Source organism: Acidovorax sp. BLS4, assembly GCF_032929295.1.
GTDB lineage: Bacteria > Pseudomonadota > Gammaproteobacteria > Burkholderiales > Burkholderiaceae_C > Paracidovorax.
Genome location: NZ_CP136797.1, coordinates 1,819,932 through 1,835,007, shown reverse-complemented (window position 1 = coordinate 1,835,007; position 15,076 = coordinate 1,819,932). Strand labels below are relative to the sequence as shown.

The window sequence follows — 15,076 nt, the reverse complement described above, 5'->3', positions numbered from 1 at the left end:
GTCAGTTTTTAAAAAGGGAACGCATCAGGTGTGCGCGGATGTGGGTGGCGAGGTGGCGCGGCGGGCAGCGCCCTTGCGCAGGGTCAGCCAGTGCTCGGGGTCCAGGCGGAAGTCGTCCGGATCGCGGGTGGCGGGCGCCGACAGGGACCAGGTCGTCCACCCCAGCCGCGTGGCGCCGCCGAGCTGGCAGGGGGGCACGTCTTCGCGGCGCAGCACCAGCTCGAAGTCCCACGCGAACTCGATGCCCAGGTAGTTGCGCACCCAGTCCACCAGCGCCTGGAAGTCTTCGCCTAAAGGCAGGAAGCGTTCGTACTGCGCCAGCGTGAGCGGCCCGATCCGCAACCGGAATTTGCTCTGTGCATCGGGCACCCGGCTTCCGACCACGGTGTCCACGCCCAGTTGTGAATTGCAGGCATTGCGCGACAGCCGCGTCTGCTGGCGGGGTTCGAGTTCCAGGTAGTGCAGCGCGTATTCGATCAACTCCACCGGCACGCCGAAATACAGGCGAATGGCCGCCGTCAGGCCTTCCGGGTTGCGCGTCCAGCGGGTGAGGTGGCCCGCCATGTACTGCTTGGCGTGGTCCGGCACCGCGTCGCGGGACCGCTGTGTGGGCTCGCCCAGCCCCACCAGGCTGCGCACGTGCCGGCCGAAGGAGTCGTCGCCCGCCCGGTCCAGCGAGGTGGTCGGCTGCGGGTCCGACCAGGCCCGAAAGAACAGCAGCAAGAGCCGGTGGTGGAAGATGTCCGAGAAGCGCGCCAGCGTCGGGTCGTCGTACTGCCTCAGGCGCTCGCGCACGTACTCCGTGAGGTGTGTGGGCATCGGCCCGTTGGGCCCGTAGAGCCCGAAATTCCACACCATCAGCCGCTCTGGCTGGCCCGCCACAGCGGGCAGGACCTCCGCGAGGGTCGCCGGCGCAAAGGCCAGCGACGGGTCCTGGCCCAGGCGCAGGGACTCGCCCTGGGGCCGCAGTGCCCGGCCGAACCGGGGAAACTCGGGCTGGCGGGCCTGCAGCAGCCGCAACGTGAAGAACAGATCGAATTCGTGCGGGTTGTCTTTCAGCTTCTGCCAAAAGAGCGCCACCCCGGCCTCGCTCGCCGGCCGTGCAATCCGCGCCTGCCGGGCGTCGCCCGCGTCGAGCGTGGGCAAACGGCTCATGTGCAGGGCCTTTGGCCAGGCCGCACGCGCCACTGCGCGATGCGGCCGCGCTGGCGCGAATCGAGGGCCAGTTCGGTGTAGCTGTTCACTCCCACGTGCCGCGCGAAGAAGCGCTCCAGGACGGCCATCAGCGGCCAGGGGCTGACACCGGCCAGCGAGCTTTCGTCCACGCCGACCGACACCCCCACGCCACGGCCATAGACCAGTTGCCCATGCTGAGGCAGGCGGCGGGTGATGGCGGAAATGCCCACGCCCTTGATGCTGGAGACCTGGCCGGACAGGTCCTTGTCGCCCAGGTCGAGGTACAGCCGCAGCAGATCGCGCAGCGTGGCCGCGCCCTCTTCTTCCGACAGGTCGGTCATCGCCAGGTAGTTCAGGGACAGGTGCGAGATGAGGCGCCAGGTGATCTCGTTCTCGGCCACGCTGGACGTGGGCCGCGTGGGGCCCGCGACAGTGCGAACACGGTCCACCGGCACGGATTCCACCGTGGTGAAGTCGCCCTCGCTGCTGCGCCCGCCCATCAGCAACGGCAGGTCGCGGTTGGTGCACAGGGTGCGCACGCTCAGCTGCTTGAGATCGTCCGAAAACGGGGCTTCCCGCTGATCCACGAGGGAGATGAACACCTCGCTGCCCAGGTACTGCGTGCGGGGGCCGAAGCGCGCCGCATGCTCCGAAAACAGGCGAGGCTCCCTGCGCGCAGCAAAGTAGGCCTGGTCGCTGGACCGGATGCCATGGATGGAAGAAAACAACGGCACGAACTCGCGGTCGTTGAGCTGACCCTCGCGGTGGCCGGTCACGCCCAGAACGCTGTAGACCTCGAAATCCCGAGGGCGGGTGCGGTCGGGCACCACGTGGTATTCGTTGACGTTCGGCGCCACATGGATGCGGTCGGCCGGGCGTTCGAACAGGTTGATCGCGGGCACGCAGTGCAGCAGGAACTTGTGCCGATCCACCTGGGCTTCCAGCGAAGGCTGGGCACGGCGCAGCAGCAAGGTGATCGCGACGGCCTTGGTCTCGGCCTTGGCCAGTGCGGTTTGCAGCCCGCGAATCGAGAAGAACCGGAACCGCGCCGGGAACGCGAAATACTCATGGAGCAGCCGGTGCCCCTGGAAGCTGCGGTGCGAGTACGGCAGCAGGGCCTGCGACTGCTCATAGCCTTCTGCCTGCAGGGCATCGGCCGGCAGGTGGGCCCAGACCCGCGAGGGGTCCTGCGCATCGTGCACCACGATGCCGATCAGCGACTCGTGGATCAGCTCCTGCAGGTGCGATGCCACCGCATCGCCTGCCGAGATGTGCACCTCCAGCCGGTCCATGCGCAGGTCGCAAAACCGCAGCGCTCCACGGGTGGACAGGTCGATGCGCAGGTGTGCCGCAGGCTCTTCGGGCAGGCGCAGCCGCGACAGCGGCAGATCCAGCGGCGGGCCGCCAAGACGGGCCTGGGTGAGATCGATTGGCCACAAAGTAAGCTCGTGCCCGGTGCGGAAGTCGCACGGCGTCTGCTCCTCCGCCGTCTTGCGCGCCCTCAGCACGCTGCCCACCGGCAGCGTGTAGCCATCGGCCAGGCTCCCTTCGCTCGCGCTGGGGTCCATCTGCACCACCACCATCGACGGCGTGGGGGCCAGATAGTGCGGGCAAACCATTTCCAGAATGCGCTGGGAGAGCCGGGGAAACTCCGCATCCATCTTCATCTGGATGCGGGCGGTCAGGAAGCTGAACCCCTCCAGCAGGCGCTCCACATAAGGGTCGGCCACCTCCAGTTCGCGCAGCGACAGGCGCCCCGCCACCTTGGGAAAGGCGGCCGCGAATTCGGCACCCAGTTCCCGCAGATAGCTGAGTTCCCGGTTGTAGTACTCGACCAGGCGAGGATTCATCGGGACATGCCCTCCGGCACATGGAGGACCGGTCGGATGGCGCAAATATGCATGGCCTGGATCACTTCACCGTAAATCAGAGACGACCACCTGCCCGGTTTCCAGGTCCAGGCTGGTCTTGAGCAGCAATTCCATCGGATAAGGCGCGGACCAGAACTGGCAGCGGATTTCGAACTGCAGCGTGTTGTGGTGGCTGAACAGCTTGCTGGAGGGGGCCAGGGCCACCGTCAGCGTGTCGCGAAGGATGCGGGGCTCGTGGGCCAGGATGGACTTGCGGATGGCTTTCTCGATGTCCTTCCAGTCCAGCTCGGACAGCAACTGGCCTGCCAGTGGCGTCATGCCGAAGTTGATCACCGACCGTTCTGCCTCGGGAAGGCCTTCGAAGTCGATGTGCGAGGTCGCATCCGAAGCGTTGAGCAACCAGTTCAGATCCCGCAACAGGGCCTGGCGCAGGCGGGCCTCGGTGACATAGACGGCATCGGCACGCTCGGTGCGCTTGCTGGGCTCGTGGTCCGTCAGGCGGTCCAGCAGGGCCGGCTGCAGGCGGTCCTTTCCGTTGCCGAAGTTGTCATTGGGGCGCGTGGTCGCCATGGATCGGGTCAGCCCTGGGTCGATTCGGCCGTGAACTTGATGCGGCGCACGTCCAGCAGCGCATGGTCTGCCTGCTCGGAAATCCACACGCGCTGGCCGAGGCCAGCCACCTGCTCCTGCCCCAGATCGCTCCACTCGGTGGTGCGCGACAAGCGCACGCCATCGGACGCCACGCTTTCCGAGCCCGGGTACCGGGTGGGAATGAAGCCGAGCATCTGCCCGCCGTTGACCAGCGTCACCTCGCAGGCCGACCAGACCAGATCGCGCAAGTCCTGCGGTTTTTCGAAGTTGATCTGCTGGATCGCAGTGAAAGGAACCCAGTAGTACCCGCCGTTGGCATACAACTCGCAGACCGGGCCCAGCCGCGCATCGGAATCCGCCAGCCACTCGAAGGGGGTTCCGTCCAGCTCACCCGGCGAAGCAGGCGCCTCGTCGAAGGCACTGCTGCGCAGTTCGGCGGCCTTTTCGGCCTGCCCGTCCGCCGCGCACTGGAGCGCCTCGACCATCCAGCCCAGCCAGGCCGGTGGGTCCCCCAGAATCTGCGGCGTGCGCCGGCCGGCGAACACGTCCCGCCGAGCCACCTCGCAAAGAATCACCTCGCGATAGGCCTTGGCCATCGGCGCCGTCTTGCTGTCCAGTTGCGCGCAGATCTGCAACTGGTCGAGCGCCTTCTGCCACTCGCCGAACAGCACCAGCATCTGGAAGTAGTAAACGCGCAGAGACGCATCCGCCGGATCCTTGCGAATGGCCTCCTTCAACGAACTCAGCTGCGTATCCAACGGAAGCTTGGAATCAAAGATCATGGGATGGGTGGGACCTTGAACGAAAGGGGGCATGAAGACAGCGCCGCCGATGCACCCTCCCTGCAGGATGCCAGCGCAAGACCAAGGCAGATGCCATGACAGGCACCCCTTGGTTTGCGCCCTTCGAAAGTCAGCGCTGCGATGGTTCGACAGGCAAGGGAGTCATGCCCCCGACGCCCGCCCTCTACAGCGCTGGATCAGTTGCCGGCTTGCTTGACCGACGGCAGCTTGGAAACCAGGCGCAGCGAAACGGTCAGGCCTTCGAGCTGATAGTGCGGGCGCAGGAAGAACTTGGAGGTGTAGTACCCCGGGTTGCCCTCAACCTCTTCCACTTGCACTTCGGCAGCCGCCAGCGGCTTGCGGGCCTTGGTTTCCTGCGAAGAATTGGCGGGATCGCCATCGACGTAATTCATGATCCAGTCGTTCAGCCACAGCTCCATGTCGGAACGTTCCTTGAACGAGCCGATCTTGTCGCGCACGATGCACTTGAGGTAGTGCGCAAAGCGGCAGCAGGCGAACATGTAAGGCAGGCGCGCGGACAGATTGGCATTGGCCGTGGCATCGGCGTCGTAGTACTCGGCCGGCTTGTTCAGCGACTGCGCACCGATGAATGCGGCCACATCGGAGTTCTTGCGGTGCACCAGGGGCATGAAGCCGTTCTTGGCGAGTTCTGCTTCGCGGCGGTCGCTGATGGCGATTTCGGTCGGGCACTTCATGTCCACGCCACCATCATCCGTCGGGAAGGTGTGGGCAGGCAGGTTGTCCACCGCGCCGCCGGACTCGACTCCGCGGATGGATGTGCACCAGCCGTAGTACTTGAACGAGCGGTTGATGTTCACAGCCATCGCATAGGCCGAGTTGGCCCAGCAATACTTGCTGTGATCGCCGCTGGCGGTTTCCTCTTCGAAATCGAATTCGTCCACCGGGTTGGTCTTGGCGCCGTACGGAAGCCGCGCCAGGAAACGCGGCATGGCCAATCCGATGTATTTCGAATCATCGGACTCGCGCAGGCTGCGCCAGGCGGCGTACTCGGTGTTGGTGAAGATCTTCGTCAGGTCGCGGGGATTGGCCAGTTCCTGCCAGGACTCCATCTGCATCATGGCGGGCGAGGCGCCGGAAATGAAGGGGCAATGCGCCGCGGCAGACACCTTGGCCAATTCGCCCAGCAATTCCACATCGGTCGGGCTGTGGTCGAAGTGGTAGTCGCCCACCAGGCAGCCGAAGGGCTCGCCACCGAACTGACCGTATTCCTCTTCGTACACCTTCTTGAAGATGGGGCTCTGGTCCCAGCCCACCCCCTTGTAGCGCCGCATGTTGCGATGCAGTTCCTTCTTGGAGATGTTCATCACGCGGATCTTGAGCATCTCGTCCACTTCGGTGTTGTGGACCAGATGGTGCAGACCGCGCCATGCGCCTTCCAGTTGCTGGAATTCGCTGTGGTGAATGATCTGGTTCACCTGTTCGGACAGCTTGCGGTCGATTTCCGCAATGATCGCCTGCACCGTTTGATAGGCGTCATCCGACAGCGTGGCGGAGGCCGCCAGGGCCTGCTGGGCCAAGGTCTGTACCGCGGCTTCGACGGCCTCGCGTGCCTGATCGGTCTTGGGCTTGAATTCTTTTTGCAGCAACGACGCGAATTCGTTGCCTTCGAGTGTCTGGGCGGCTGGTGCCGCTTCCATTTGGCGTGCGTTCATGGTCGGGTCACTCCTCGCTTATTTCACGTCCGTCGATGGTTCAGCGCTGTCGGCCGGCTTGGGCATGGCAGCGAGCGATTTGAGCAATGCCGGATCCTTCAAGACCTTGCTGATCAATTCTTCGGCCCCTTGCTTGCCGTCCATGTACGAAAGCAGGTTGTGCAACTGAGTGCGAGCCTCCAGCATGGAGTTGAGTGCACCGACCTTGCGGGCGATGGCCGCGGGCGAAAAATCCTCCATGCTGTCGAACGTGAGCTCGATGTGCAGGCGGCCATCGCCAGTCAGGGTGTTGGGCACGTTGAAAGAGACGCGGGGCTTGATGGACTTCATCCGCGCATCGAAATTATCGATGTCGATTTCCAGGAATTTGCGGTCGGCAATCTCCGGCAAAGCTTCGACAGGCTTGCCGGACAAGTCGGCCATCACGCCCATCACAAACGGGATCTGCACTTTCTTTTCAGAGCCGTAGATTTCCACGTCGTATTCGATCTGGACCCGGGGCGCGCGATTGCGAGCGATGAATTTCTGACCACTCTTGCCCGTTTTGCTCAGTGTCATGATGTAACTTCTCTTTTCCTAGGATTTATAAAACGTGAGCGTAGGGTCTTGTGAAGGCATCGCAATTACAACGACTTCGCAACAACACCAACTTACAAATTCATAACAAAATGGAACGCCCATTTCTTTGGGCACGCCGCATCACCGTTCTTGGTCGGCTGGATTACCACTCCGCTACTGGAACATACCGCAGAGATGATGCGCAGATTCAGGCTCAAACCCATGAATGGAACTTTGGACAGGCTGCAGCATCCGCACGACGCACCGTCCCGCAAGTATCTCCAGCCCTTCGCGCTTAGATGCTACAAAACGTTTACAGAGGGCTCTTCACGCCAGTGATATTTTCCACTTGGGCCACGCTGTCTGGAGACAGTTCACGAAGAATGTCAAGAAAGTCCAGGCCCATCAGTCGCACGGCCCTTCGGATCAGCAAGGGAGCAGGATTGGTGGGCTCCGTGCGTTCCAGAAATTCAGCAATCTCCATCAGGCGCGACACGGCATCGGACCGCGTGCGCAGCGCAAATCCCTGGTTGGATGCAGTAGCCAGAGGAGTTTCAACAGGTACGCCCCCCGCCTCTTCCACCGAGTCCGACACCGGCGCGCCAGCATCGGCATCCTTGGGAATCAGATCGCGAAGCACGCTGAACACGCCGCGAATCTGCTCCAGATCAGGTCGTTGATCCGCGTCGAGCCGATCACGGAAGATGGCTTGCATCGACTCGAAAGCCTCGCTGGCCACAACCCATGCGCGAAGCGTTTCGTTGCCCTGCCGCCACGCATCGAACACGGCGCCACGCAACTGATCCAGCGACATCTTGATGGTGCCGTCGGCTGCCGTGCCGCGTGCCAGTGCTTCCGCGTCCCGGACATTGATCGCACCCGCAGCAGACCGCAAGAAATCTTGTTGGCGAATATCCCGCAGTTGTCCGGTCACGTCGTTCAGCGAAGCCACCGCATTCATCCGCATGAAGTGATCGCCGTCTTCCGGCAGCGGATGGAGGTGATCCCAATGCTGGCTGAACATGGCCGACATCAACTGCACGCCCTGGGACATGCCGCGCACGCCCTGTGTGTTGGTCAAGGCATGGGACAGCTTCGCCACCACCCGGATGTCTTTGGTGCGGGACAGAAGCGCAGTGGAGCGTTTCTCCACTTCACGCCAGTCCGGCGGTTCCGCCGGGATCACGGTCTCGCCAAATTGCTGCTCCGGCTTGCCGTTCGCGGCATTTTCCAAGGCGAGAAACTCGGCGTCGTACGTCAGATCCTCACCGCAGGGTGGGGCATCGCTGGTGGGCGCCAGCAGGGCGTCAAGATCAATCATTCAAATACCTGTCAGTTCGCATCGAAGAGGCTCGCTCGGGCTCAACAAAAGAAGAACGAAGGGCACCGACACGGCTAGGAAGCCTTTTTGAAAAGCCGAGAGAACAGATGGCCATCAAAGGCGCCGCCGTGCTCCACCATTTCGTGCCCCCCAGCCGCATCGGACCACCAGACGCTGCGCGCCTGTTGCGATCGCAGGATATCGCGCCCGGCGCTCCAGGGCCGGCCATTGACTGTGCTGCCACTGGACGATGGACTCAGCCCCAGGTCCGCCAGGATGCCCGCCATCGAAGGTGCAGCCGCTGGTGCCGACTGGTCTGCGTGAAACGGCCATGGCAATGCGGAAAGCCTTGCATCCAACTCTTCCGCAGGCAGGGCCAGCCTGCGGGCCTCGATGATGGCGTCCCGCGTGCCGAAGAAGAACCGTTCCAGCGTCGGGTCGGATACCAAAGCGCTGGTCCGATCGGTGGCGATGGCCACTGCCGTGATGGGATAGCACCGCCCGATGCGGTCCGCACTGGGGGCCAGCACGCCGCACACTGGCGAAGTTTTCCCGCCCAGGCTGGCAATGAAGAACCACAGTGGCGACTGAATAAAGCCAGGCTCCCATTGCCCGGGTCCCTGCGCACGCAGTTGGTCCAGCCCACGGCTCACCCAAGCGTCCCATTCGTCACCGATGGCGCGGGGCATCCTGCGTCCCACGAAATCGCCCTGCCCCGGCAGCTTTCCAAACCAGGAGATGCGGGACTGCACTTGTGGCGATGCTTGACTCACAGGTTGCCAGGACACTCGAACTCCTCCATGGCTTTGAGACGGAAAGGATTCAGCACACTGCCTGTGGTGATTTCGAATCGCAGGCGCCGTCCGTCGATGTTGAAAGCGGCAATGAAGCGCTCGGGTGCGTTGCCGGGAAGAATCTGCGCCCGGTCGAAGAACCGGTGCAATGCCCAGGGCCCCTCGGTGACCAAGCCAGTGTTTTCAGCCCCCGATCCGGTCAATTGCAACCGGACCTGCCCCGTGCCACGAGCTCCCGGCCAGTTCACCGACTTCGGAATCTGAGGTCCGTGCTGGTAGCGCAGGACTTCGCCATCAACATCCAGCACCATTTGCGTGATGGCAGCATCCATCTCCAAGGGCTTGATGTCCAGCCGGATCGACGGTGCCTTGCCCCCGGCCCGGAAATAGACATCCCGAATGACGGAGGCACGCTGGAACGAAGCCAGCGCAGCAGAGCCGCCCACGGGCGAACCGTCCACACCCTGCTTGAAGCTCCAGGGATTGGTGGAGATATCGACCATTGGCTGCAGCGTAGTCCGGAAAAATTCATCCATGGTGCCGCCCACGGAGAACAGGCGGGCGAAGTCATCCGTCGTCACATCGCGGCCAGCGCTGCGCGTGAAGGGATAGCGACCCAGGATCGCGCGCCGGCAAAAGGCACCGATCGTGGCGTTGAGATTTCCGCCCACAGCGGCCCGCACGTCGCGCCCCACGAAAGCCGAAGTGGCTCCCGCCAGATCTTCGTACATGACGTTCAGGGGCGGCGGCACGCGCTTGGCTTCCGTGCGGACCCGCTCCAGCGTGGCGGACAGCGAAGGCGGCACAGTTCCACCGGCACTGACCTGCTGCCGTGCCGATGCGATCACTGCGGCCGCCTCGTTCAGCACCTGCAGGCTGGCGGTCATGGGAGAAGGGCCCGAACCGTTCGAGGTGGCCAGCCGCCGATATTCGCGGAAGCGGAAATCGACCAGATCCGCCTCCAGCGTACCGCTGGAGGTGAGCCCCCCCACATTCACCTGCTTGCCCGTCAGGCGGCTCAACTGCTCCTGCTCTTCCTTGATGCGGTTGATTTTCTCTCCCAGCCAACTGCTGGTTCCTCCCCCTGCAGACGGACGCTGGCCAAGGGTGGTTTCCTTAGCGACGGCGCGAATGAACTGCTCCAGGCTGGAATTGGCGGCAGAGTACAGGCGAGCCTGCTCTCCCGCCTGATCGAGAGAGGCGATGCGCACCGGTCGCACATCGGCCAGGAAGTCCTCCCATAGCTTGGCGTACTCCATCAGGTAAAGCCGCTTGACCTCGAGCGCCAGCTGGCCGGTCAGCACTTCGTTGGCCGTGCTGCGCCGCCCATCGGCCTTGCCCAACACCCAGCTCTCCTCCTGGGACAACAAGGCCGTGACCTTGGGCAGTTCCTGCGCGAACGCCCCGTAGTACCCGTCATAGGTGAACAGGCCGGAAATACCCTGGGTCAGCGGACGGCCACTGCGGCGGGAGAATACCTGCGGTGCCTCGGGCCCGCTGGCGCGAACCACCGTGAATTCAGGCGGCAAGGAATTGCCCGTCAGCAGCAGTTGCTTGAGCCGGCTGTAGGCCCGTTGGGCTGGTGACATCTGGGCCAGCCGCTGGCGCACTTCGGCCACCAGTTGCTGATCCATCGGCACCGGTGCCACCAGCGCGCGGTCCTGCATCAGATTGTCGAGGTGGTGGGCCAACTGGTTGACCACGCCAGATTGCACCAAGCCAGGCGGAAGAGACGTTTCCCAATCGTTGACCATCCATGCGCGGATGGCCTTGGGATTGAAGCGCTCGGGCTCGTACAGCATCAGGTAGACCTTCAACGCTTCGAAGCTCGCCTCCGGGTTGCTGGTGGACGTCTGCTGCAGTGACCGGCGCAAATGCCGGGACAGGCGCGGAAGCCAGGCATCTTCGAGCAGGCGCATGTAGGTGGCGTCCGCAGCCGTCTGGACCTTGGGCACCTGCAGCAGGCCCTGGCGCCAGCTCAACGGGGCAGAGTCGCCATCGTAGCGCTGGCTCACGGCCAGGGTCTCCGCATTGTTCAACAGCGGCAGCAAGCTCACCATGTCTTCCGGGTCGGCGTCGCGGGCGTCGTTGACCGCCTGCTTGAGTGCCGGAACCCGGTCTTTCACTTCCCCGATGTAGGCGACGTTGTTGTCGTGGCTGACGGTCCATGCGACGGTCACGCCGACCAGGGCCAGAACCAGGGCAATCAGCCCTCCGGCCTGGGCAAGGCGCAACTGACGTTCTTTCTTGGCATTGCGGCCGGTCAAGCCCGCTTCATTGAACATCACGCCTTTGAGCAGCGTTTCAATGAAATAGCTTTTCCCGCTCTTGGCTCCCACCGAAGCCCCTGCGGGCGAGGGAACCGCGAACCGGCGCGAGAGTGCTGAAAGCACCCGGTCGAACGGCATGCCCTCTTGCGTTCCGCTGGTGAAATACACGCCGCGGAAAAGCGGCTTTTCCTTGAAACGGGACGATGCGAAGATGGTGGAAAGCGTTTCCTGCAACACATCGCGCAAACCGACGAATTGCTGAGGAAGGCCGTAGATCAGCCCCCGTCGCGACAAGTCAGGCTCGGAAAGCAGGCGCTGCGGCAAGAGGCGGTTGATCTGCCCCGCCAGTTCGTCGAACTCAGCACGGAAGCGGGCTGCCGGTTCCTCTTGCACGCCCCCTTCGTTGTACGGGCTGGTGAAGCCCCAGACCTGGGCCCGCTCCTCGCGGTTCATGTTACCGAAGAACTCGTTGAACCCCGCCAGCAAGTCGGTCTTGGTGACCAGCACATACACGGGGAACTTGATGGCGAGCTCTTCGCACAGCTCGCCCAGGCGCATACCAATCAGCCGCGCAAGGCGTTCACGCTCCGCGTCGGTGCTGCTCAGCAACTCCTGAACACTCAACGTGACCAGCACGCCATTGACAGGCTGCCGCCCCCGGAATCGGCGCAGCAAAGACAAGAATCCGCCCCAGGCGGCCTTGTCTTGCGTCTCATCGCTTTCCTGGGTCGTGTAACGTCCTGCGGTGTCCAGAAGCACCGCCTGATCGGTGAACCACCAGTCGCAATTGCGCGTGCCACCCACGCCCCGAATCGAAGCCTTTCCAAACTGCGCCTCCAGCGGAAAATCCAGACCGGAATTGACCAGCGCCGTGGTCTTGCCGGAGCCGGGCGAGCCGATGATCAGATACCAGGGCAACTGGTAGATGTAGCGGCGATTCAGCCGTCCGAACCAGCCTTGTTCCGTTTGTCCAAAGCGCGTCTTGCTCAAAACGCTGATCGCTTCCTTGAAGCGGGTTTCGAGTTCGGCGACTTCTTCTTCCCCTGGACCGGCTTTTTCAGCCGGCCGGTCACCCGTGCCAAACCGGGCCAGTTGGGACAGCAGGCGAGCGTTCATCTGCTTCGCACGCCACCACTGGACCAAAAGCTTCAAGAACCAGAACGCGAAGATCGCAAAGATCAACCAGCCACGGACCTGAGGGCTTTCCAGGGGTTGGTATGGCTTGATGTAAATGAGCGGTCCGATGAACCAGATGACCAAGCTCAAGAGCACCAGCCCCAGCAGGACCAGCGTGAACCGGTTGAACAGGAAATCGAATATCTTGCGGAACATGCTTATTTTTGATTGGTGGCGCCGCCCTGGGGATTTGCACCCGGGGTGAGTTGCAGCTCGCTGTCACGGGTCTGCGGGGCAACATGCAAAACGATCTCCACGCGGCGGTTGAGCGCCCTGCCTTCCGGCGTGGTGTTCGGCGCTACCGGATCGCTTTCTGCACGGCCTTCGGCATGCAACCTGCGCCCATCGGAGACGCTCTTCGTCAGCATCGTGGTGACAGCCTGCGCACGCTCCTGGGACAAATGCCAGTTGGAAGGAAACCGGGCGGTGCGGATGGGAGAGTTGTCGGTGTAGCCATTGACCACGACCTTCCCGGACACCTCGTTCAACGCAGCCGCAATGCGCTCGATCACGCCGACGTACCGAGGCTTGACCACCGTGGCCCCGGCATCGAACAACCCATCGCCTCGCAGGATGATGATGCTTCGATCCGCCAGGTCGTTCACCTCCACCAGACCCTCTCGAATTTCGGGCTCAAGGAACTGGCGCAACCTGGGCTTGGGCGCGGCGGCGATGACGGCAGGGGCCTGCGGAAGCCGGATACCGTTGATTGATGCGAACAGATCGTCGGACCGTGATGCGAGGCGGTAGTTGAACCAGAGAAAGATCAGAAACGCGATCAGCAACGCCAGTGCTGCCGCCACCCAAAAAGGAATCAAGGTCCAAGGCGGCACCGCCGCGCGCTGAACACCACGCCAATGCAGCGACAAGGCACCGCTGCGGTCCCCCCTCGCCCCTTCGATAACCTGAAGCAGACGGGCCTTGAGGCTCTCCAACTGGCTCTTGCCGTTTTCGACGACGTGGTAGCGGCCTTCGAAACCCAGCATCAGGCAGAAATACATCAACTCGATGAGGTCGATGTGCTGGTTGGGCGTCTGCACCAGCTTGGAGAGCAGCTGGAAAAACTTCTCACCGCCCCAGGTTTCGTTGTGCAACGCGACCAGCAGGCTGTATTTGGGCCAGACACCCGAGCCACCCCAAGGGGTCTGCGCCGCCGCTTCGTCGATCGCCGTGCAGATGCAGTACCGGGCACCGATGATGGTCTCCATCGGCACGCCGGTGTTGCCGGCCCGGCTTTCGAATTGCCGGATGTTTTCCAGCAGAAACTGCTGAAATCCACCAGGGTCGCCATTGGTGGCCATGGCCCGGATCTGCGGGATCAGATTGAGCAGCGTGTTGGAGGCAGCCACCAGCGGATTACCGCCGCTGACCACATCCGGAAGCGCTGTTTCGCGCACCGCACCGCCAGGGGTGTGAGGTGCCGTGGTCCCGGCCCGTGGCGCAGCGGCTCCAGTGCCCGTATCGAAGGCAAATACATTGCCAGAGGTTTGAATGGACATATCGGTTCTTAACGGCGAATGGCCCACATCTCAAGCTGCAGTTCAGGAAACTCGCCGGAGACGTGCAAGGCCAGGCCGCCGGAGTTTTGAAGTTGGCGCCACAGGTCGTGCGCTGTATCCAACTCGAAATACGAGTAGCCGGCGTGGTAAGGAATTTCGCGGGGAGCGACCGGCAGGGACCGCAGAGTGACGCCAGGCAAATGCAGATTGACCAAGTCCCGAATGCGCTCCACCGGGCCCAGTTTGATCTGGGTCGGAAAGTGCGCCCGCAGAAACTCCACCGTCGCCTGCGAATGGACCGCCAGCACGAAGTCGCAACTGGTCAGGAGTTCGGTGCTCGGGATCAGTGCGACATGCACGCCATACTGGCGTTCCTGCAGTTCGATCTGGATGGCGTTTTGTTCCAGCACTGAAGACAAGCCACGCCGCAGCTCCAGCATCAATGGCAGGAAAGAGCTTCGCAAATCGTCATGGTCATAGGCAGGCATGGGCGCAGGACGCCGCTGGTCGCGCGTGAAGGTGGCCAGTTCGCCCGCCATTTTGAGCAGGTCATCGAACAGCCGCTCAGGATGGATGGCGCGGATCCGAACCCAGTGCTCCACCGCCGGCTCCCAGCGGTTCAGGAACTGGAGCATCAGGAAGTCGCCGACCTCCCCCACGCCGCCGCGCCCCGGCTGGGTCAAGCGCTCCTCCAACGCAGCGCCACGCTGGCGCAGCAGGCCAAACAGCTCACGGCAGAACACCGCAAGGTTGGACATATCGGCATTGGTGACGACCGTGGGTATGAAGGTGGGATCCAACAGCAGCGAGCCATCTGCGCGGCGCTCCACCACCTGCACCAATGGCAGACTGACCCAGCCATCGGCAATGTCGTGCGATGCACGCAGCGCGAGCTTGATCTGCCCGACCTGCACCTCGGCAGCCTGCGCTCCAACGTCGTTGGAATCCGCCACTTCGATCACTTCTGCAGCGTAGCGCACGAGTGCGCTCGGCTCGGATCCCAGAGACACTTCAGCAGCCATGCGCCTGCGCATCGGCAAAGCCAGATGAATGACCGTGTCTTTGACGTCTTTGCCGATGCTCAACGCAGGCGGGGGCTCGTCGTGGTGGGGAAAGCTGAAAGGCGTACCGTCCGGCAACACCCCTTCGGCAGAGATCAAGCCGATCTTGCCCAACGCGAGAAGCTCCGTGTCCAGGACGAGGCTCGAAAACCCCCAGAAGAAGAACTGCGTGGGCAGCGTACGTGCCTGCACCAGAAAATCGGTGAATCGATCTTGCTGCTGAAAATGCTGAGGGCGCAAGAACATGCCCTCCGCCCATACGACCTTGCGCTGCCAGACCATG

The 15,076-nt window shown here is 62.9% G+C and carries 11 protein-coding genes; all 11 read right to left on the bottom strand.

Features of this window, described 5'->3' with window-relative positions; translation table 11 throughout:
• Positions 1–24: 24 nt before the first annotated feature.
• The 11 genes from tssG to tssK all read right to left on the bottom strand — a co-directional run bounded on the left by tssG (position 25) and on the right by tssK (position 15,075).
• Positions 25–1,155, bottom strand: coding sequence for a type VI secretion system baseplate subunit TssG (gene tssG, locus R1Z03_RS08540; protein WP_317358691.1), 1,131 nt, complete (start codon positions 1,153–1,155; stop codon positions 25–27).
• Positions 1,152–3,026 carry a type VI secretion system baseplate subunit TssF gene (tssF, locus tag R1Z03_RS08535; protein WP_317358688.1) on the bottom strand — a complete coding sequence of 625 codons (1,875 nt, stop codon included), beginning with the start codon at positions 3,024–3,026 and terminating at the stop codon, positions 1,152–1,154. The genes tssG and tssF overlap by 4 nt, the downstream gene beginning before the upstream one ends.
• 66 nt (positions 3,027–3,092) lie before the next feature.
• Entirely contained in the window at positions 3,093–3,617 is a 525-nt protein-coding gene (gene tssE / locus R1Z03_RS08530; protein WP_272552281.1) for a type VI secretion system baseplate subunit TssE, read from the bottom strand.
• An 8-nt stretch (positions 3,618–3,625) separates the two neighbouring features.
• Positions 3,626–4,420, bottom strand: coding sequence for a type VI secretion system accessory protein TagJ (locus tag R1Z03_RS08525; RefSeq protein WP_284412226.1), 795 nt, complete (start codon positions 4,418–4,420; stop codon positions 3,626–3,628).
• A 197-nt stretch (positions 4,421–4,617) separates the two neighbouring features.
• Complete coding sequence (tssC, locus tag R1Z03_RS08520) at positions 4,618–6,114, bottom strand: type VI secretion system contractile sheath large subunit (protein ID WP_272563858.1); 1,497 nt, start codon at positions 6,112–6,114, stop codon at positions 4,618–4,620.
• 18 nt (positions 6,115–6,132) lie between these two features.
• Positions 6,133–6,672, bottom strand: a complete 540-nt coding sequence (tssB, locus tag R1Z03_RS08515) for a type VI secretion system contractile sheath small subunit (RefSeq protein WP_272563859.1) — start codon at positions 6,670–6,672, stop codon at positions 6,133–6,135.
• 313 nt (positions 6,673–6,985) lie between these two features.
• Positions 6,986–7,993, bottom strand: a complete 1,008-nt coding sequence (gene tssA, locus R1Z03_RS08510; RefSeq protein WP_317358680.1) for a type VI secretion system protein TssA — start codon at positions 7,991–7,993, stop codon at positions 6,986–6,988.
• A gap of 74 nt (positions 7,994–8,067) precedes the next feature.
• Positions 8,068–8,745: a type VI secretion system-associated protein TagF gene (gene tagF / locus R1Z03_RS08505; protein WP_317358677.1), complete on the bottom strand. Its 678-nt coding sequence runs from the start codon at positions 8,743–8,745 to the stop codon at positions 8,068–8,070.
• Positions 8,746–8,762: 17 nt separating this feature from the next.
• Positions 8,763–12,389, bottom strand: coding sequence for a type VI secretion system membrane subunit TssM (gene tssM, locus R1Z03_RS08500; protein WP_284430793.1), 3,627 nt, complete (start codon positions 12,387–12,389; stop codon positions 8,763–8,765).
• Positions 12,390–12,391: 2 nt separating this feature from the next.
• A complete protein-coding gene (locus R1Z03_RS08495; RefSeq protein ID WP_284430792.1) occupies positions 12,392–13,732 on the bottom strand; it encodes a DotU family type VI secretion system protein in 1,341 nt (446 codons plus the stop codon).
• An 8-nt stretch (positions 13,733–13,740) separates the two neighbouring features.
• The gene (tssK, locus tag R1Z03_RS08490; RefSeq protein ID WP_284430791.1) at positions 13,741–15,075 is read right to left on the bottom strand and encodes a type VI secretion system baseplate subunit TssK; all 1,335 of its coding nucleotides are present in this window, start codon (positions 15,073–15,075) and stop codon (positions 13,741–13,743) included.
• Position 15,076: the final 1 nt, after the last annotated feature.

Coding starts and splice junctions, on each gene's coding strand:
- tssG (WP_317358691.1), bottom strand. CDS start 1,155: ATGAGCCGTTTGCCCACGCTCGACGCGGGCGACGCCCGGCAGGCGCGG.
- tssF (WP_317358688.1), bottom strand. CDS start 3,026: ATGAATCCTCGCCTGGTCGAGTACTACAACCGGGAACTCAGCTATCTG.
- tssE (WP_272552281.1), bottom strand. CDS start 3,617: ATGGCGACCACGCGCCCCAATGACAACTTCGGCAACGGAAAGGACCGC.
- R1Z03_RS08525 (WP_284412226.1), bottom strand. CDS start 4,420: ATGATCTTTGATTCCAAGCTTCCGTTGGATACGCAGCTGAGTTCGTTG.
- tssC (WP_272563858.1), bottom strand. CDS start 6,114: ATGAACGCACGCCAAATGGAAGCGGCACCAGCCGCCCAGACACTCGAA.
- tssB (WP_272563859.1), bottom strand. CDS start 6,672: ATGACACTGAGCAAAACGGGCAAGAGTGGTCAGAAATTCATCGCTCGC.
- tssA (WP_317358680.1), bottom strand. CDS start 7,993: ATGATTGATCTTGACGCCCTGCTGGCGCCCACCAGCGATGCCCCACCC.
- tssM (WP_284430793.1), bottom strand. CDS start 12,389: ATGTTCCGCAAGATATTCGATTTCCTGTTCAACCGGTTCACGCTGGTC.
- R1Z03_RS08495 (WP_284430792.1), bottom strand. CDS start 13,732: ATGTCCATTCAAACCTCTGGCAATGTATTTGCCTTCGATACGGGCACT.
- tssK (WP_284430791.1), bottom strand. CDS start 15,075: ATGGTCTGGCAGCGCAAGGTCGTATGGGCGGAGGGCATGTTCTTGCGC.